The 18940-nt window shown below is 54.2% G+C and carries 17 protein-coding genes and 3 pseudogenes; 10 read left to right on the plus strand and 10 right to left on the minus strand.

Going from position 1 to position 18940, the window contains the following annotated elements; all coding sequences use genetic code 11:
* Positions 1 to 53: 53 nt before the first annotated feature.
* The gene (locus tag ACKUG4_RS03020) at positions 54 to 938 is read right to left on the minus strand and encodes a manganese catalase family protein (protein WP_064596678.1); all 885 of its coding nucleotides are present in this window, start codon (positions 936 to 938) and stop codon (positions 54 to 56) included.
* Positions 939 to 1221: 283 nt separating this feature from the next.
* On the minus strand, positions 1222 to 1470 hold the full coding sequence (locus ACKUG4_RS03025) for a hypothetical protein (RefSeq protein WP_178076437.1): 249 nt from the start codon (positions 1468 to 1470) through the stop codon (positions 1222 to 1224).
* Positions 1471 to 1620: 150 nt separating this feature from the next.
* On the opposite strand from ACKUG4_RS03025, the pseudogene ACKUG4_RS03030 reads away from it, so the two are divergent.
* Together ACKUG4_RS03030 and ACKUG4_RS03035 are read left to right on the plus strand one after the other, a co-directional pair.
* Positions 1621 to 1887, plus strand: a pseudogene (locus ACKUG4_RS03030) (short chain dehydrogenase); the annotation flags it as partial.
* Positions 1888 to 2170: 283 nt separating this feature from the next.
* Positions 2171 to 2491 carry a hypothetical protein gene (locus ACKUG4_RS03035; RefSeq protein ID WP_445433394.1) on the plus strand — a complete coding sequence of 107 codons (321 nt, stop codon included), beginning with the start codon at positions 2171 to 2173 and terminating at the stop codon, positions 2489 to 2491.
* Between the two features lie 152 nt (positions 2492 to 2643).
* Here ACKUG4_RS03035 and ACKUG4_RS03040 read toward each other — a convergent pair whose 3' ends face one another.
* From ACKUG4_RS03040 to ACKUG4_RS03050, 3 genes are all read right to left on the minus strand, one after another.
* On the minus strand, positions 2644 to 3960 hold the full coding sequence (locus tag ACKUG4_RS03040; RefSeq protein WP_445433395.1) for an APC family permease: 1317 nt from the start codon (positions 3958 to 3960) through the stop codon (positions 2644 to 2646).
* A gap of 233 nt (positions 3961 to 4193) precedes the next feature.
* Positions 4194 to 4559, minus strand: coding sequence for a histone-like nucleoid-structuring protein, MvaT/MvaU family (locus ACKUG4_RS03045; RefSeq protein WP_039768520.1), 366 nt, complete (start codon positions 4557 to 4559; stop codon positions 4194 to 4196).
* Between the two features lie 128 nt (positions 4560 to 4687).
* On the minus strand, positions 4688 to 4987 hold the full coding sequence (locus ACKUG4_RS03050) for a hypothetical protein (protein ID WP_039768521.1): 300 nt from the start codon (positions 4985 to 4987) through the stop codon (positions 4688 to 4690).
* A gap of 348 nt (positions 4988 to 5335) precedes the next feature.
* On the opposite strand from ACKUG4_RS03050, the pseudogene ACKUG4_RS03055 reads away from it, so the two are divergent.
* The 4 genes and pseudogenes from ACKUG4_RS03055 to ACKUG4_RS03070 form a co-directional block, all read left to right on the plus strand.
* Positions 5336 to 5617: pseudogene (locus ACKUG4_RS03055) on the plus strand (TolC family protein); the annotation flags it as partial.
* A gap of 32 nt (positions 5618 to 5649) precedes the next feature.
* Positions 5650 to 6192 carry a redoxin domain-containing protein gene (locus ACKUG4_RS03060; RefSeq protein WP_103385245.1) on the plus strand — a complete coding sequence of 181 codons (543 nt, stop codon included), beginning with the start codon at positions 5650 to 5652 and terminating at the stop codon, positions 6190 to 6192.
* Between the two features lie 11 nt (positions 6193 to 6203).
* Positions 6204 to 6731 (plus strand): DsbA family protein, encoded by a 528-nt coding sequence (locus ACKUG4_RS03065; protein WP_064596690.1) that lies wholly within the window; start codon positions 6204 to 6206, stop codon positions 6729 to 6731.
* A 159-nt stretch (positions 6732 to 6890) separates the two neighbouring features.
* Positions 6891 to 7991 (plus strand): low temperature requirement protein A, encoded by a 1101-nt coding sequence (locus tag ACKUG4_RS03070; protein WP_064596692.1) that lies wholly within the window; start codon positions 6891 to 6893, stop codon positions 7989 to 7991.
* 141 nt (positions 7992 to 8132) lie between these two features.
* Here ACKUG4_RS03070 and ACKUG4_RS03075 read toward each other — a convergent pair whose 3' ends face one another.
* Both ACKUG4_RS03075 and ACKUG4_RS03080 read right to left on the minus strand, forming a co-directional pair.
* A complete protein-coding gene (locus ACKUG4_RS03075; protein ID WP_082934417.1) occupies positions 8133 to 8948 on the minus strand; it encodes a CmcJ/NvfI family oxidoreductase in 816 nt (271 codons plus the stop codon).
* A gap of 264 nt (positions 8949 to 9212) precedes the next feature.
* A complete protein-coding gene (locus ACKUG4_RS03080; protein WP_047530962.1) occupies positions 9213 to 10520 on the minus strand; it encodes an OprD family porin in 1308 nt (435 codons plus the stop codon).
* A 752-nt stretch (positions 10521 to 11272) separates the two neighbouring features.
* Between ACKUG4_RS03080 and ACKUG4_RS03085 the strand changes: the two are divergent.
* Positions 11273 to 12256: pseudogene (locus ACKUG4_RS03085) on the plus strand (LLM class oxidoreductase).
* 142 nt (positions 12257 to 12398) lie between these two features.
* On the opposite strand, the gene ACKUG4_RS03090 reads toward ACKUG4_RS03085, so the two are convergent.
* Positions 12399 to 13406 (minus strand): zinc-binding alcohol dehydrogenase family protein, encoded by a 1008-nt coding sequence (locus ACKUG4_RS03090; protein ID WP_445433396.1) that lies wholly within the window; start codon positions 13404 to 13406, stop codon positions 12399 to 12401.
* 110 nt (positions 13407 to 13516) lie between these two features.
* Here ACKUG4_RS03090 and ACKUG4_RS03095 point away from each other — a divergent pair, with 110 nt between their 5' ends.
* On the plus strand, positions 13517 to 14407 hold the full coding sequence (locus ACKUG4_RS03095) for a LysR family transcriptional regulator (RefSeq protein ID WP_445433397.1): 891 nt from the start codon (positions 13517 to 13519) through the stop codon (positions 14405 to 14407).
* A gap of 22 nt (positions 14408 to 14429) precedes the next feature.
* Here ACKUG4_RS03095 and ACKUG4_RS03100 read toward each other — a convergent pair whose 3' ends face one another.
* Positions 14430 to 16211, minus strand: coding sequence for a monovalent cation:proton antiporter-2 (CPA2) family protein (locus ACKUG4_RS03100; RefSeq protein WP_445433398.1), 1782 nt, complete (start codon positions 16209 to 16211; stop codon positions 14430 to 14432).
* A gap of 462 nt (positions 16212 to 16673) precedes the next feature.
* On the opposite strand from ACKUG4_RS03100, the gene ACKUG4_RS03105 reads away from it, so the two are divergent.
* Positions 16674 to 17537 (plus strand): SPOR domain-containing protein, encoded by an 864-nt coding sequence (locus ACKUG4_RS03105; protein ID WP_445433399.1) that lies wholly within the window; start codon positions 16674 to 16676, stop codon positions 17535 to 17537.
* A 70-nt stretch (positions 17538 to 17607) separates the two neighbouring features.
* Positions 17608 to 17895, plus strand: a complete 288-nt coding sequence (locus ACKUG4_RS03110) for a DUF6388 family protein (RefSeq protein ID WP_445433400.1) — start codon at positions 17608 to 17610, stop codon at positions 17893 to 17895.
* 103 nt (positions 17896 to 17998) lie between these two features.
* Here ACKUG4_RS03110 and ACKUG4_RS03115 read toward each other — a convergent pair whose 3' ends face one another.
* Positions 17999 to 18853, minus strand: coding sequence for a helix-turn-helix transcriptional regulator (locus ACKUG4_RS03115; protein WP_323607655.1), 855 nt, complete (start codon positions 18851 to 18853; stop codon positions 17999 to 18001).
* Positions 18854 to 18940 lie beyond the last annotated feature (87 nt).

The raw sequence follows: 18940 nt of genomic DNA on the forward strand, positions 1-18940 counted from the left end.
CCTGTTTTCTTGAGTTGGAAAAACCGCACGCCCTTCGGCGTGCGGTCGCGTCGTTAAGGTTGTGGTTCGCCTTGCACACCCGCCCCCAGGTCCGCACCCGTGATCGGATTGCTGTCTGGGTCGGACATCGTCCTGGCTTTCATGTCCATGAGCAGCGCTTCATCCTCGGCGCTCAATTGCACAGTCGCGGTGCCCTCGCCTCCATCCACCGCCGGCGCTGGATTCTCTACGAACTCCCAGTCCTCCCCTTCGTTCCACGGCCCGCGGGTGCTGCCTTCGCCCTGAGACATGTTGAAGTAAACGTTGGTGAATTCAGGCATACCCGGCAGTTTGCCCTGAGGGAAATTAGGCTGGATGGCGTGCAGTGCTTTTTCGAAAGACAGTTGATGGGCGATTTCACGGGTCATCAGAAATCCGAGGGCTTCCTTTACACCCGGATCATCTGTGACATTCATCAAACGCTCGTAGACGATCTTCGCCCTGGCCTCAGCGGCGATATTGGAGCGCATGTCTGCAGTAGGTTCGCCGATGGTATCGACGTAAGCCGCTGACCAGGGAACGCCTGCCGAGTTGGTCAAAGGAGCACCCGCTCCGTACAACAGACTTGTGATGTGGGAATCGTTGCCGGCCCCGTTGATGGCGCGATACAACTCGCCCTCTTCCTCGACACCTTCGGCCATTTGCCCTTTGGCGCCCTTGTTCAACATCACGATAATCGACCCGACGATCTCAAGGTGGCTGAGCTCCTCGGTGGCAATATCCATAAGGAGATCCTTTCTGCCTGGATCATCTTCGGCCAACGCCTGTGTGAAGTAGCGTGAAGCTGCAGCGAGTTCCCCTTGGGCTCCCCCGAATTGTTCCAGTAGTAGATTGGCCAACCCCGGATTGGGCTGAGCAACGCGCACGGTGTATTGAAGTCGTTTGTTATGTAGGAACATGACATTCTCCTCAGGTGCATCAGGGCTGCCGTTCACTCGGCAATAGACCGAATGCCAACCCACATTCATCTGAAGCAAATGCGCCGGAGTTAATTTCAAAAACCTTCTGCGCTGTCGACCAACGGGTGCTGATTTCCCTTTGCTGTTGGAAACCTGCGAGTCAGTCTTCCTGGACAATAACGGAGATCCAGACTTTCAACTGATAGGCCATGTGCTCGCGTATTGGATAATTCCGGCTACGCAATTGCGAGTGTCGTCGGCAATAGACATGAGCTGAATGACCTCAGTGATAATCCTCACCAGCGACCGCACGCAGATAGGCCGCATCTGCCTCCCTTCTCAGGTCACGCCATTCGGAATCGGTCAATCTACCCAACCGATGCATCTCATCAGTCTGGCGCAATAGCTCCTCGTGATAGGCATCGGGACACTCCATGCGTAACGCTCGGTTCTCCAATGCAAGATGCCAGGCATCCAGGGCTTTCAATTTGGATTCCTGCTCAAGCGTCAGTTGATTCTTGAAAGCATTCATTTCACCTACCCCGAACATTTCCCGGTTGAGCAACAGTTTTCGAATTAGGTTCAAAAGGTCTGACGAAGAACAGCCTTTCGGTAATCTCGATGGAACGTTGCGCCAGGCCCCGTCCTCTATCGCAACACCAGCGAATCTGAGGATTTCATCATGATCGACCCAGCAACCGGTATGAAGGCAGGCGAGCGCTACACCATAGACAGTCTCGAACGCACGCGACATTTCCCGGGTTTCTTCCTCGACGGAAAATATTACCTTGGCCCGGAATTGATGACGGCCATCGGTTGGCTGGAAGGAAAGCAATTTTATTACGATGAGCTTGATCCCACGGGTGAGCCGGTGTTTCCCGATCGACTCGCCGGCACTGTCGAAGACCTCACCCTGACTCTCGCGGACGGTGCGCGATTGCCCTTGAACGAAATGCCGTACAGGACAGATGCCGACCCCACTGCCAGTCCAAGCCGTCTTACTCCATCGTCATCACGACATCGACATGCTCCGGCAAGCGATCAACACGGAGTCGAGGGTGTGCGGATGTCAGGTAAACACCCATATCCAATACTCCTGGCGGCAGGCGCCGCGCTAGTACTGGGAATACTGCTTGGAGTCAAACAAGCCAATCGCCTTCCTGCCCGAAAACCGAGATAGCCGTCCTTGCTGATTTTTTGGAGAAATGCTCTTTGAACGGTCGGAGACGGGAATGCATCCAGTGACACCAGACGGTCGCTACTTTGTTGTCAAAGGCCAGCTATGGCGATGTTCCAACCCATCATTGGATGAAGAGGTGCGCCAGCGTCTTGTCGAGGCGCTTATGGCCGCTCGACGAGAGGTCAAGAACGCCAAGGGTTCGCAAGACGCGTCGCAACTGAAGCGCGCTCGGGAAAAGGTACAAATGGCCAAAGTGGCCCTCGGGGAACGGGGGCCCGTCTGGTGGACTGATGGAAGCCCGGACTTCAACCGGCGGCTGGTCATCAATTCCCCTTATGCCGAATGGTTCAGCTCGCTCCAAGAGGCTGATTAACTCTCGGCGTAAGGCGGGATTCTGATGATGTTCCAGTGTTGCTCACAACCGCCGATCCAAGGCATTGAATGCACCCATACAACCGCTCGCCCTGGCACTTGTATAACTTAGCCAAGTTAACGCTGCGGTAGACAGGGAAAGCGCTTACAAGCCTAGCCAGGCTCCACTGGCGCCGGCAGTGCCACTCTTGCACAGGCGAAAAGCAGCATGCCTGTCAGGATCAGCGCGCCTCCACGCATCCAGGTTTCCAGACTTTGCTGACTAAGCAGTACCAGGCACGAGACGATAGCAAGTAGCGGAACCCACGTAGGTACTCGAAAGTGATCTTCCGCAATCTCGTCACGGCGCAGGATCAACACGGACAAATTGGTACTGAGAAATACGAACAGCAGGAGCAGGACGACCGTTTCAGCGAGCGTGGCTAGCGTCCCAGTCAGCGTGAGCCCGATTGCTACGAGGGTGGTAGCGATCACTGCTATCCACGGGGTGCGTCGTTGAGGCAGCACCTTGCTCAAGGCATTCGGCAAAAGTCCAAGGCAAGCCATGCCATAAGTAAGGCGGCTGGCCATTATCATGGTTAGAAGTGCGCCGTTGGCGACTGCGACCAATGCAATAAAGGCAAAGACGCGAGGCGGGATGTTCAAACCTGACGCCCGAACCACCTCAAGAAGAGGAGCAGAGGTTGCAACCAGTTTTTCCATGGGCAGTACGGAAGATGCCGCTATACCGACCGCCATATAGAGGACTCCGGCGGTCAGCAATGCGCCAAACAATGCGCGGGGGTAAACCTTTCGAACGTCTCGAATTTCTTCTGCAAGATTGGCGGATGTTTCGAATCCTACAAAAGAATAGAAGGCGATCAGTGCCGCACCCAAAACGGCTAACATCGGGCTGACTCCCGGCTTGAACTCCAGGCTGCGACCCAAATCTGCGTCGCCTGTACGGAAATACCAAGCGGCGGCAACAACGACCAAAAGAAGGCCTGACAGCTCAATGACTGTCATCACCAGGTTGGCTCCCAAGGATTCTTTAATTCCCCTCGCATTGAGTATCGCGATCACGAGAAGAAACAGTAAGGCTGAAATGTGAGGTGGTACATGGATGAACGCCGCCAGGTAATCACCCGCAAACGCCAGCGATAAACCCGCAGCGCTCGTGACAGCTGCAGATAGCATGCAAAAGCCCACGAGAAAAGAAATGAGCGGTGACCCGAACGCTTTCTCGGCGAAAACCGAAGCGGCGCCCGCGTGGGGATATTTTGTCACCAACTCGGCATAGGAACCTGCAGTAAGCATCGCGAAAAAAAGAGCAATCAGCAGCGGCATCCATATTGCGCCACCCACCTCCCCTGCAATTGTCCCGGCAAGAGCATAAACGCCCGCCCCGAGCACATCGCCGAGAATAAATAGAAAAAGCATCGGGCCGGTAACGGCCCGGCGCAGGGAGGTCTTGGAGGGCAAGGTCTTCACGATCTACTTCCTGACTTGAGGTTCGGAGGGCCGATTACCGGGCTGGAAGTCAGGCGGCTCCACTCTCAAGCAATGGAAATTCGCGTATCACTAAAGTTCACATATCTTGCCAGGGTGACAAGTAATAGGTGCCTCACGTACACCCTGATTAGAGCTAAGGAGTTCCTCTCAAGTAGCTAAAAATCGAAAACAAAAAAGGGCCGTAATCAGGCCCTTTTGTGTTCAAACCAAAATCATTTGGTCAGCCAGGACTCCACAGTGTCGGAGCCGTGCTCTGCTTTCCAATCCTTCAGCGTTTTATGATTGCCGCCTTTGGTTTCAACCACTTCCCCAGTGTGCGGATTTTTATAGACCTTCAACTGGCGAGGCTTGCGACTGCCGGCTTTGGACCCGGCGGCTGGAGCGCGACGACCTGCTTGCGGATCAAGCAGGTTGATCACGTCCTTAAGGCTGTAGCCGTATTTTGCGAGCAAGTCGCGCAGCTTAGTTTCGAACTCGATTTCTTTCTTGAGGCCAGCATCACCCTTGAGGGTTTCGAGGGCCTGGAGCTGTTCGGCGAGGTGTTTTTCGAGCTGGCGGAATTCGGCAAGTTTAGACATGAAAAAATCTCGATGTGAGTAATACCTGAAGGTTACACCATAAATCACGGACCGCACTTACAAGGAGTGGCGCTGGGTCTTTACCTGGACAGCCTCAACAGGCCTTGAATTGATTCCCTGTGAATGTCTTATCGATGAGTATCCGCCTCCTCAGCCGGATAAAACTCACCTTCCTTCCCTATCCTTTTGAGCTGTTCGCGCACCATCAACTCAACGCTGGCAACTGCGGCTTGATCGTCAGGGTCGACCAGCTGCAGGCACAGGCGCTGGATATTCTGATCGTGGGTGCCCTCACTCATCATCTCGTGCGTAAAGACTTGTTCACCTCGCCATAGGCAAAGTTGAGTATGAGTTTCGCCGAGCCATATTTCGTTGATTGATCTGAGGTCGGTGGTAGCCAGTTGATCGACAGTGATTGTCTTATCCATTGCGCTGTACCTTACCAATGAGTAGATACAGATAGACTTACGGGCCCAGGGGTCGTTCCAAGTGAAGGCAGTTCACTGCGATTTCCGATGATGACGAAACCATCCCGTTCGTCCGCTTCCAGCCCTTCCTGCACCTCAGCCAAACCAGCAAAGAACATCGACTTCATGATCAGAAATACCGGCAGTGGTAAATCACCCACTCATCAGCAATTGAGGCTATGGAATCACCAGAGTGATCGAGCAACGCTTTGATCTGCGAATTCGCAGAGGCGAATCGATCAGTAATGAGATGACCAGGCGTTTACGGCGAAGGTGTATGGCAACAGAGCGAGAGCGCGAAACCCTGCCAAGGAAACCGAAAACGCGTTTAGCGACTACGACAAGCGACAACAGCGACTATAGTCATTGCTGAGCCAGAGCGAATCCTGTCGCTGCTCTCCCCACCTGGCCCTCAATTCAATACCGCGAAAGCACGGCGAGCGTCGTCGTGCTTCTGGACGCGGAATATGAACGTCTTGCTGCCGAAAACACTCAGGCTCAGGCTGAGATCGTGGCAGCGTTGCCTCTTATAAATCCCTTGATGGTGGATGGAGTTATCCCCGCCGGGCAAGTCGCATCCCCCCTGAGTAGACCCCAAACTCCTATCTATCAGGGCTCAAGCAATGAACACTTCAGAATTTGGTGATGCAGAGGAAACGAAAGACGATCTGGTTCAGGAGCCGCTGCCAGCCGGCACCGTAGCTCCCGACTTCTTACTGTATGCGACTCCCGATCAGCAATTGTCGCTACGCGAGCTGAAGGGAAATCCCGTGATACTGACGTTTTATCCCGCCGATTGGAGTTCGGTTTGTGGCGATCAACTGACCTTGTACAACCAGTTGCTACCCACATTCAGAGAATACGGTGCGACGCTTCTGGGTATCTCAGTCGACAGCGCCTGGTGTCATCAGGCCTTTGCCAAAGATCGGAATTTCCACTTCAGCCTGCTGGCCGATTTTGAGCCCAAAGGAGCTGTAGCGCGACGGTATGGAGCGTACGACTCCCACCTGGGAGTTTGTAAGCGGGCACTGTTCGTGATTGACAAGGAGGGAGTGATCACCTGGAGCTACATCTCACCAATGGCAATCAACCCAGGGGCGGACGGCATTCTGGATGCTCTGGATGCACTGGCGAACGCGCCACAAAGCACGCCAACCAAAAATTAACAGGTGATCACATGGCCACTCTCAAAGTGCCGGTAAGTGCCAACGACCATCGCCAAGGAAGCGCGCATGCCAAAGTCACCTTGGTGGAATTTGGCGATTATGAATGTCCCTATTGCGGTTTAGCGTATTGGGTCGTCAAAAATCTCCAACAGCGTTTTCGCAACGATTTGCTCTTCGTGTTCCGTAACTTCCCCCTGACCACCGCCCATCCGCACGCAATGGGTGCAGCCGTCACCGCTGAATATGCAGGGAGTCGAGGACTCTTCTGGGAGGCTCACGACGAACTGTATGAAAATCAAGATCGATTGGGCATGCCACTGTTTCGGGCCATCGCTCTAAAACACGGTCTCTCCAGTGAAGAACTTTATGTTGCGCTGCAGGAAGGCACTTACCTGGCCAAAATAAAATCCGACTTTAATGGCGGCGTACGGAGCGGCGTTAATGGCACCCCCGCGTTTTACATTGACGGGCTTCGCTATGACGGGGTTCCAGAGTTCGCCGAAATGAGTCAGATGATTGAGCTTTCGTTGGTGAGTTGACGAAATTGCCGGATAGCCAACTCGCTTGCCAGCCCCCACACCATAGTCGAGGCGGCATGTACGGCTGTTGAACGGCAGCATCTGCCCGATCCAATTGGCTCGCTGCCACGCACTCGCCATTTGGCCATATACAGATCGCCGACACGGAGCCAGCAGCGAATGAAATCTTTGAAGTATTATGAAAAGAATCGACACGCCACATGGTTAGAGTTGTTTTTTGACCTGATTTTTGTTGTTGCAATTGGCAAGGTTACGCATACTCTCGGACATCTTCATCACGGCCATTTTGAACAGGAGCAATTATGGACATTTTTACTGCTTTTTGTTCCATTATGGTGGATCTGGTCCAGTCACACGATTTACTCAAATAGGTTTGATACAGACAGTAACCTTCACCGCTTGGCAACATTATTTATAATGTTGCTGCTCATTGTGCTGTCTGCACGGATTGGGGAAGAATTGGAAGTCAACTATGCGCTTGTTATTGCCTGCTATTTTGGCATACGTGCCATTATCAGTATCATGTACATTTCGTCCATAAATAAATTCGATCATCATAGCGAATTCTCCTCCAGGCTTGGCGTTGCCCTGTTAGTTAGTGCAGCTGTTAGTCTTTCATCCATTCTTTTTGAACCACCCATGCGTTACCTTGTCGCTTACATTGGGATTTTTCTTGATATTCTGCTCCCTTTATTTTCTTGGGGTAAGCTAAAGCCATTGCCCGCACATACAGAACACTTGGTTGAACGAATAGGTTTACTCACCCTCATCTTATTGGGCGAGTCAGTAATTAGCCTTTCTGGAGGGTTATCTGACATTCAATGGGATCGTTATAATGTGATGGCGGCAGTCACCGGATTCATCATGATCTGCAGTATATGGTGGATATATTTCGATAGCTTTTACTTGTTGAGCAAAAATGAAAGCAGCATGAGTGGACACTCCTTAATCTACTCGCACCTTTTTCTATTTGTGGGGCTGGCACTTCTCGCAAATTTGATCAGGCATGCGATCTTGAATGACATTGCGATGCGCGATTTCCAGATTGCGTCAATCATCGGCATGGCCTTGTTTTTCTTAGGCAAGCAATATGGCTACTTCATAGCGGTACCTAAAATAAGGAAATACATACTACAAAATACCTTGATCGTGTTTTCTCTAGGTGGGTTGGTTATATTCCTACCGCGTATTGAGTACATATTGGTCGGCCTGACAGCAACCATGATCTGTTATGTTTTACTAAACTTCAGGTATCGTTGAATCTTTAAAGTTTGGCCATATCACGGGTGGATCAGCTATCCGCGCACATCAACACATCCCTACCAACCAAAGCGGGTGCTCGCCTGGAAAGCATGGGGGCAAACACCGCGCGGCGTGAGGCCCGCGGCAAGCGGCAAAACCCTAATCAAAGAAGGCCAGGGTGCGAACTTCGATACTCTCGCGCGGCGGGGCTCCCGGCGGCGTGTTGGGATCTTTGAAGGCGGTATGGGGCGTGAATCGGGCACGGCCGTCGTGACGTGAGTCATACCCCTTGATCAGCAAGACTTCGTCACGGCGCATGTCCGGAAAATAGTACCAGCGCTGTTGCGGATTGTAGGCCAGGTGGTAGATCTCACCGATACGATCCGGATAGACCAGGTCGGTGGCCAGCAGGTCATTGGGGTCGAGCGTCGAGGCGTCCAGCACGGCCAGCGGTGAGCGCTTGACGGGCCCGCTCATCGGGCGCCAGAGGTTAATCTGGGCCACCGACACCTGTGCGCCGGCCTGATCCTGGCCCAGCATGTCGCGAATACGCTCAGGCCCCGAGCGGTCGGTGTAGTCATTATGCACACGGCTGGCTGGCCCGCGAATATCCCGCCGCTCGGCGTCGCTGCGCCTGGTGTGGTCGAAGATGACGACCCGGCTCGCGCCCGTCAACTCCTTGATCAAGGCCTTGACCTCGTCAAAGTAGACGCTTTCCACTGAGGTATCGTCGTAGAGATCGTCGACCACCGTAGCCCGCCGATGGAGTTCAAACCCCTGCTTGTCCAGGGAAAGGCTGTCTGCCAACGGACGACCGTTGTGTATCGTGACCTCGCGCTCCTCCTGCTCAGCAAAGTAGTGCGGTTCACTGTCACCGGTCAGAGCCTCGGTATGCACATAGGGCTTCGCATCGTGCTTGACCAGGTAGGTGAGTTTTGTGATGACGCTGGCGGGCATATCAGTTGTGCACTTCAAGTAACACCTCCCGGTCTGCTGAGCGCATCCGGCTTAGTGTCACCGTGGTGGCGCTGTAACTTGCATGTAGACACCTTCAATCTCGATCGTATGCCTTCGAACGGACACTATCAAATGCAGCCCGAGGTGCATGGCACCCGACCGGTAGAAAAGGACCTCTCTAACCTCGGCATCGACGACCAGCTTGACCATGACTGACTTGTCGCACTGCAGGTCTGCGCCGATCATGAGCATCCGATATCCCTAAACTTCCCGCACCGCTATCTAGAGAAGCGGAATGCTATAGGTCACAAAAATACGATTCTGATCTACGTTACGAGATGCTTCGCTGTTGGACTTGCCGTTACGCCAGCCGAACCCGACGCCTTTTAGCGCTCCCGACTGAAGGACGTAGTCCAGGCTAATGTCTCTTTCCCATTCCTTTTGGTTGGCGCCTGACGTCGTTTTAATATTATCGCCAGAGAGGTACATGACCGAGCCTTTTAGGCCAGGGACGCCCAGAGCGGCGAAGTCGTAAGCATACTGACCGAAAGCTGTGCGCTCGCCTGCGCGGGTGAAAGTTTGGATAAAGCGGTCTGTATACAGATACAGGCTTGCTCCACCGGCGCCCTTGTTTGGCAGGCTACCTTGACTGAGTTGAGTGAAGTTGCTGCCATCCGACACACTTTGGTACCCCGCAGTAATTGCGTGGCCACCCAGTGTGTAAATCAACGCGGCACTCCAGGTACGGTTATCGATTTCTCCATCACCGTTTTTGGTGTAGCCACTCATTCTGTAGCCTGACGTACCGGAGCTATTTGCACCTGACGAGTCAGTTTTGAAGTAGCGCAGGTCGGTTTTGAGGGACTGATTGTCCGAGATGGCAAGGGTGTGAATCAATCCCAAAAAATGCTGCGTATAGTAGTTATCGAGGCCGGCGTAGTAGTACTGAGCTGTCAGATCCTTGGTGACTTTCCAATCGCCCCCGGCGAAGTCAAACTGATTGCTTTCACGCGTACCACCAGTAACGGCCAACCCCGTCTGATCGCTCGAACCACGTCCTGTTGCATGTTCAATCCGACCTCCAGTCAAGGTCAGGCGATTGAGCTCGCTCGAGGTGATTTGAACGCCCTCGAAGGTTTGCGGAAGCACGCGCCCATCGTTGGCGACCAGAATGGGGAGTTTCGGAATCAAGGTGCCGTAGCGAAGTTCAGTTTTCGACATTTTGACTTTTCCGGTCAGCCCCAGCCTGCTCCACTCGTCGACGGCACGGTTGTCACTGTCAGAAGGCATCATGCTGCTGCCGACATGCCGTCCTTTGCCGCTGTCCAGGTTAACCCCCAGCAACCCCAGGCCATCGACACCAAAGCCAACCATGCCGTCGGTATAGCCCGATTTGAAGTCCAGCATGAAACCCTGCGCCCATTCTTCGGTTTTAGAAGGGGCGGCAACGCCATCGCGGTTGTCGTTATTGAAGTAGAAGTTTCTCATTCCCAAGGTGGCTTTGCTATCACTCAGGAAGTCAGCATGCGCCTGGACACTCAGGGTGATACTAAGAAACACCGAACTTGCAGTTATTGTTTTTCCACTCATTTATATAGCGCTCCATTTGTTATTTTTAAGTAATAGAAGCAACGCAAAATTTTCCAGGTGCGCGTTTTTATTATTCTTAATATCCTGCTAAAGACGAGAAATCGACGATGCCTAGCCCCTCGTGCATCAAGCTAATATCGTTAATGCAAGTTCCAAAGTCGCTCATCGCACCTGTTTCTGTTATGCAGCGCGATAGCGTTAGAGCCGATTGTGTGAGAAAGGCGCAGGGAGTGCCTTGCCTGGGGAAATGGAGTTCTGCGTTGGGGTCTGAAAATTTATCTTATCGTCTGAATTTCAGGACTGGGGCCGGACACAATTGTCGGTCGAGTATCTAAAGGCTCAGCGGGCTGACCTGACGACTGTCCTCAATAGCAACCCGCGGCGCGCCGATCACGACGCCCAAGGCCCAGACTGCGGTGTAATCATCTGCGACAGGTACCGAGACGGACGACGAACATGGCGGTTCCCCGCAATGCCGCCTACGCTTGTTGGATGGTCCCCATGCTTTTGCTCAGGCGATGTATCGGGTTGGAACGATCTGATTTATTTTGACCGTCAGCTCAATGCCAATCCGGACCTGCCCGCGCGTATTGCCAGCAACTGGCCCCTCACTCCGGTCGACCCGACCAGCATGTACGGCGCAACGGGCGAAGACTACACCATTACCCCACCTGTCGTTCTCAAGCGACCGATGCCGCAGCAACTCTGGAAACAGGGGCGCTGTTCACGTTCTCCCATTGAGGAAGATGAGTATGTATCGGCCGAGCACGATTCCTTACCAGCAGCACCGAGGGTTCAGCCGAACCTTCACTCAGGGTCATTTGAGCATTGGATTGTTCTTTCCTTTGGAGGCCTTCGATGGGGACACTCCGAGCATGCTCAACTAGGTCGAATTGGCTAAACGAGCGGAGGCTCTGGGCTTTTGCGCACTCTGGTTTCGCGACGTGCCTCTTCGGGACCCTGGCTTCGGCGATGTTGGCCAACTGTTCGACCCTTGGGTTTATCTGGGCTACATGGCTGCTCATACGTCGAAGATAGCGCTTGGCACCGCATCCATCGCCCTCCCTGTACACCATCCTCTGCACACGGCCAAGGCATCAGCCAGTGTTGATCAGTTGAGCGCAGGTCGCTTGATACTGGGGGTAGCTTCCGGCGATCGCCCAGTGGAGTTTTCGGCTTTTGGCGTCGATCCCGAAAGGCGCGGAGAAATTTTTCGGGAGCACTACGAGGTGATTCGCAGAGCCCACAGCACCAGCTTTGAGCCCATTCGCTGGAGCGGTGGTGAGATGCGGGGCGCAGACCTCATTCCGAAACCTACAACCCAAGTCATTCCAATGTTCGTGACCGGCAATAGCCGCCAGTCACTGGATTGGATCGCGCGCGAAAGCGTCGGATGGATCAACTATCCACGCATTCCGAACATGCAGCGAATGATCGTGGAAGATTGGCGGCAGGAGGTCATGAAGCAATGTGGCCCCGTCTATAAGCCCTTCACTCAGTCGCTCTACATCGACCTCGATGAGACCCCGTCTACGCCGCCCACTCGCATTCATTTGGGGTTCAAACTTGGACGCTACCATCTCCGGTTTTTGCTGGAGTCGCTTGAGGAAATCGGAGTGGACCACGTTATCCTGAATCTCAAATACGGAAAGCGCCCTGCTGCGGAAGTCATTGAAGAGCTGGGTACTCACATCGTTCCGCAATTCGGAGTACAGCCGCGTCCTGAAGCGAATTGATACGCCGGCCGCTTCCACGCCCGTCGAGATGGTGCGGTTCAACAGTTGCAACGGCTCTTCGAACAGGTCATCTGCCGTGGCGGTGACGCGTTGATACCAATGCATCGAAAAACGCGCAACCGCCCTCGCCTGATGAGTGAAATCAGAACCCCTCAAGAACAATCTTGCCCCGGGTTTTGCCGCTTTCGACCAGCGCATGGGCACGACGCATGTTTGCCGCATTGATCGCACCGAAGTGCTCGCCCACGGTGGTTTGCAGAACACCTTGGTCAATCAGAGCGCTGACCCGATTAAGCAGGTGATGCTGGTTGATCATGTCCGGGGTTTCATACAGCGAACGGGTGAACATCAGCTCCCAATGCAACGACAGCGATTTGCGCTTGAGCGGCATCACGTCGAGGCTGTCGGGATCGTCAATGACAGCCAGACGCCCTTGCGGCTTTAGGACGTCGATCAGTTGTGCAAAGTGCTGTTCGGTGTGAGTCAGGCTGGCGACATAATTGATTTCGGGCACGCCGAGCGCTTGCAACTGGACGAGCAGTGGCTGGCTGTGATCGATCACATGATGGGCGCCCAACTGCCGCACCCAATCAGCTGTCTCCTGGCGTGAAGCGGTACCAATGACGGTAAGGCGGGTCAACTGTCGGGCCAGTTGCACCAGCATCGAACCGACGCCCCCAGCCGCTCCGGTGATCAACAGGTACTTGCCCTCCCCCGAACCCTCGACGACACCGAGCCGGTCAAACAACAATTCCCAGGCAGTGATCGAGGTCAACGGCAACGCGGCCGCATCGGCGGCACTCAATGACCGAGGCTTGTGCCCGACGATCCGCTCATCGACCAGATGGTATTCGCTGTAGCTGCCAGTACGAGCAATCGAGCCGGCATAGAACACTTCATCGCCCGGCTGAAACAACGTCACCTCAGAGCCGACCTCGCGGACAATGCCTGAAGCATCCCAGCCGAGGATTTTCGGTTCTTTTGTGAAAGTTCCGGCGCGCACCTTGGTATCGACCGGATTCACTGATACCGCGCGAACTTCAACCAGCAGATCCCGTGGACCAGGTTTGGGCACCGGGAGACTGATGTCAATCAATGCTTGTGGATTGTCGATGGGCAAGGCGTGTTCGGTGAAGGTGATGGCTTTCATGGACACTCGCTGTCTGAAGGGTTTGTGCATTCGCTTGCAGCCATCTTCGACTTCCCATGTGCAAAGAAAAACCAGCAGAATGCGCCAACACTTTCACTGCAGGAGTGAAAATGATCCGCATCGATGATCTTGGTTTATTCATCCGCAGCGCCGCGCTGGGCAGTTTCACCGCAGCGGCGCTGGAGGCTGATCTTCTGCCTGGTCAGGTCGCCGCCGCCATCAAGCGTCTGGAGCGCGAACTGGACGTGCGCCTGTTCGCCCGCACCACTCGCAGCCTGCGATTGACTGCCGAGGGCGAGCAATATCTGCCCACCGCCCACGCAGTGCTTGAGACCCTGAAGCAAGGCAAGGAAAACCTGCGTGGTGAGAACGCCACGCTGAGGGGCGTACTGCAAGTGACAGCGCCGTCCGATCTGGGGCGCAACATACTGCTGCCGTGGTTGACGCAGTTCCGCCGTCAGCATCCAGAATTGACGTTGCGTTTTTTCCTGTCGGACCAGATGGCCAATCTGTTTCGCGACCCGGTGGACGTGGCGATTCGATACGGCCCGAACGAAGACGCCAACTATGTGGCACTGCCGCTTGCACCGTGGAACCAGCGGGTGCTGGTTGCCTCGCCGGAGTATGTGCAACGCTGCGGTTCTCCCCAAACGCCGGATGACTTGAGCAAGCATCCCTGCCTGCTCTATCTGCAAAATGGCCGGGTCTACGACAAGTGGAACCTTGGCGGGCAAACCGTTCAGGTTTCAGGACCGTTGTTCAGCGACGACGCCGATGTCGTGCGACGCTGGTCGTTGGAGGGTGAAGGTATCGCCAACAAATCCTGGCTGGATGTCAGTGCCGATATCGCTGCAGAGCGTCTGCTTGTGCTGCTGCCGGACTATCCCGGGGAAGCTTCACCGTTGAGCCTGGTGTGCCCACATCGCAAGCAGATCAGCCCTGCGGTCTCTCAGCTTTATACGTGGTTGAGAGGTCAGTTTTCTGCTCTGGAGCCCCGTTGAACCGAATGACTGAGATTGATGCTCACTGAGCATCCCGCGCTTCGTGGTTCGGCGGATCAATGCGCTCAATATTCCCCAATACCAACGCTCGTCCGGCAAACAGGTCGCCCGCTGTTTCCAAGGCAAAACGTTCGGCATCACGTTTGCGCACTTCGTCGATAACTGCGTCGGCTTCGTGCTCCGACGCACCCAGCGTCACCACGGCCTGACGGCCGAGCAGCAGGGCGGTCTCAAAGGTTTCCCGCACTATGTAGTCGGCGTCGTGTTCTACCAGTTCCAGCGCGTGTTCGCGGTCAAAAGCGCGCACCAGCACTTTCACCTGCGGGCAGTAGTGCCGCGTACTTTCGACAATGCGTGTCGCGGCTTTTTTATCATCCACACAAATAATGATGGCGCGGGCGTGATGGGCACCGGCAGCGTGCAATATTTCATGGCGGGCGCCATCGCCGTAATAGACCTTGAAACCGTAGGATGTCACGGCGCGGATGATCTCCGGATTTATATCGATGATTGAAATTTTCGCTCCCTGAGCGAGCGGCGCCTGGCAGGCAATCTGCCCCACACGGCCAAAACCGATGATCAGTACATTGCATTTCAGATTCTGTGCGGCTTCCACACCGTCCATGGAAACGGTCTGCGCGCGAGCAAACCGTTTGTACAGCAATAAAGTCACCGGCGTAATGATCATGGAGAGCACCACAATAGCCGTCATATTGGCGTTGACTTCAGGACTGATGGCCCTGAGTTTGAGCGCTTCGGCAAACAGCACAAAAGCAAATTCGCCACCCTGCGCCATAAGCAAGGCGCGATCCAGCGCGTCGTCATGACCGCTTTTCGCGAGGCGCGCGACCCCATAAATACACAGCGCCTTGACCAGCATCAGCGCCAGCACACCGGAGATGATGAGCTTCCAGGCCTCGGCCACCAATCGCAGATCCAACGACATGCCGACGCCGAGGAAAAACAGCCCCAGCAGCAGGCCGCGAAACGGATCAATGTCGGCCTCCAACTGGTGGCGGAAGGTGGATTCGGACAGCAGCACACCGGCCGCGAAAGCACCCATCGCCATTGAAAGACCGCCGAGTTCCATCAGCAACGCTGCGCCCAACACAACCAGCAGCGCAGCTGCAGTCATTACCTCGCGCGCTTTGACTTGGGCCAATACCCGAAACAGGGGATTGAGCAGCCACAATCCGATGGCCACCAATGCACCCAAGGACAGCGCTGCGGTACCTATGCGTTGCCAAAGGGGAGACGTGGGTCCATTCGCCAACTCAGTGGGCGCCAGAAATGCCACCACCGCCAGCAAAGGGGCTATCAACAGGTCTTCAAACAGCAAAATGGACACGACGTGCTGCCCTCTCGGCTCGGTAATGTCACCGCGTTCCGAGAGAACTTGCATAACCAGGGCCGTGGAAGTGAGTACAAAACCCGCTGCGCAGACAAATGACACCTGCCAAGGGAATCCAAAAGCCATGCCGACAAAAGTGAGCAGACAAGCGCAGACCACCACCTGCAGGCTGCCCAACCCAAAGATCTGCCTACGCAGATCCCATAGGTGCGAGGGTTTCATCTCCAGTCCAATCACAAAAAGAAACATGACCACACCCAACTCGGCCACATCAAGGATGGTGTGTGGGTCATTGATCAGTTGCAGTCCGAAGGGGCCAATGATCAGGCCCGCCGCCAGGTAACCGACCACTGAGCCGAGCCCGATGCGTTTGAACAGCGGTACTACCAGCACGGCGGCGGCAAGCAAAATGACGACACCCAATAATTGTCCTGCATTGCCTTCAACGGCCATGGCATTGACCCTCATCCCACATCAGGACCGGTAATGCGTCCACGGCCAGGCGTGTTGAGCAGAGCTTTCAGTCTGAAGCGCTCAGTTCCGCAAATTCTTCTGGACCAAGCACAAGATTCGGAGGGTTCGCCAGGAACTCTCCAGGGTAGGAGTGGCACCTGAAGTGTAGTGCAGGACACCCGCATCGTTTGAAAGGGTGACAAAAAATTCAGTAACAGCTTCCTCTCCGTACCGAAAAGGGCCGGCTAACAATCCTTTCATTTTTACCGAACTCGTAGCCTGAATCTTGGACAAGGCACTTTGCCCACGATATCAGCCTTAAATACAAGTGTTTTAATGACTCATCTTCAAATCCACCTGATACGGTTTTTTTTCGATCATCTGAGCCTTTTTCGTTAACCAACACTCTATAAAGTGCATGCCCGATGCTCTTTAAAACAACAAAAAAGCAGCCAACTAGTTTTGGCTCTTGGGCACACTGACGCGCTCGAGAATTTAGACCATCCCAGGATCAACAATAGAACCCCGCTTTATAAAAAAAATGGGCCAAATAACTATTCATTTGATTTGGAGATGGCCGCTGTGCGAAAGCTTGGCTTCGGCTTACTGGTAACTGGCGTTTTGGGGCAACTATCAGCGCTTATATGGGCCTACGTGTCTACAGGACAAACTTGTCAAAATAACGTCGACAATTCATACATCCAGCAAAAAGTGACAGCGTTCGAACAACCGGCCGATGACACCGCTAATAAAGTTGTGACAGAGCTCAGTACAAAACATTCCGACGGGGTCGTCGCACCCTTTGAGAAAAAGGGATCTCATGTACCCGATTCAGTGGAGGCTGACGCCGTACAGTATTTGATCGATCAGTCAGAAGAAATGCCAGAACTTACGTTGCCTTCATTGCCCTCACATTCACACAATTGGACGATTGTTCTCAGCGGTCTGATTACTTTTATCGGCCTGCTCCTGGCACTCTTCGCCCGCAAAAAAACCATTGCGCAATGGCATGTCTTTCGCACAGTGCCAGGATCGCTCATTACGCTGGAGCGCCCGTGTTTGACGTGCTGCGGCTATATTCTCCACACTAAAAAAGAAGCTTCAACCACGCCTTCATCCGGCCTGTGGGTGGTCGAAATCGCATTGAACACACCCCACCGCCATCACGCCGTAATGGCCATTCAGCAGATGGAGTTGCCGGTAGCACGTAAAGAAAACAACTTTGTCGTCATCGGCCCGTATAAACAGAAGCAGGACGCAGCTCGAGTTGTGAAAGAGCTGAGTGAAAGTCACGGCGTTCGAGGATGGGTGATGGCAGGAAATTGACATACTCAGACTTAGCGCTGTGCCGACTTCGAACAACCAGCTACTTACTGCATGCAACAAGAGAGCACTCATGATCGCAAAAGAACTTAGAGCCGAACTCGCCCTGACGAAATTCTTGGACGCCAACTTATGGATCCAACTTGAACTCGAATTGAACTACGACCTCGCTGAAAACTGTGGACTTTCGCCAGAAGAATATCGCCTTAAATTTCTGCAAGAAGCATTTGAAGCAGAAGCGGACGCTCACGACTGCGATTGCTGGGACTTCATCCTACAGTGGGTAGCTGAAACCAAGGAAGAACTTGAGTTGATGCGAGAAGAACGCATGAAGGAGATTTATGACTTTCTGGATAATTAATAGACCCTACAATTTTCGCAGTCTATAAAAGCCGCCAGCTTCAAAATAAAAGACTAATTTCATTGACGGGAGTATTGCCCAATACCCCCGCCCTCCTCTCGGTTCAAACCGTCGCATAACAATCCACCACACGCCGATATTGGCTGGGTGAAGCTCCGATGTGCTGACGGAAAAACCGTGTGAAATGACCTTGCTCGGAGAACCCGAGGTTCTCCGACAACAGGCCCAACGTGCCACTGCGCTCTCGCTCCAGCCAGGCAAAAGCCCGGCGCATGCGCGCGTCGTTAAGCAACAGGGTCGGCGTCATGCCGGTGTCTTTCTTGAACAGCGCAAAGAAGTGTGCCCGAGACAGACCACAGGCCCGCGCGGCGTTGTCGATCGGGTTCGGATCATCGAGGTGCTCAAGCAACCAGGCCGTGCCACGGCGCACGCGCGCATCCCGGAACTCACCTGTGTTGGGCGCACCCAGTAGAGACAAATGCCGCCAGCTGGAAAAGGCCTCGATCAGTTCGATCAGGAAGTCGAACAGCATGAACTCCAAGCGCTCTTTCGGCACGATCCCACAACCATGCGCTTCGGCGACCAGGATGTCGGCCAGGGTGCGATTTCGACTCGACAGCTCGATGCATGATTGGGCGAAAAAGTCCGGCCGACCGCTGAGCGCCAGCGACTGCTGGGCAGTGGCCAGCCAGGCGGGCTCGATGTAAAGCGCCAGGATAAGGGTGGCACCGGCACCCGGCTGCGGATCATAGAAATGCGGCTCCCAGGCGTTGACCAGCACCGCAGTGCGATCACTGAGCGGAACCCGCCGACCGTTAACGTTGAAGTAAGTGTCCTCGCCGGACACTTTGACCAGCACATGGCATTCGGAATGGGTATGGGTGACCAGCGAATGATCCATATTCAGCAAGGCGACCCGGCCAAACCTGCCGTGGAAAACCCGTTGGGCAATCGACATCAGATTCCTCCGCTCGCTTGAAGCGATATTGTTATCGGCCTCAATGCCTATCATCGGGGCGTTTATCTATTACTCAAGCCCGTCGAT

Origin of the sequence: Candidatus Pseudomonas auctus, from assembly GCF_048654275.1 — a bacterium.
GTDB classification, from domain to species: domain Bacteria; phylum Pseudomonadota; class Gammaproteobacteria; order Pseudomonadales; family Pseudomonadaceae; genus Aquipseudomonas; species Aquipseudomonas pharyngis.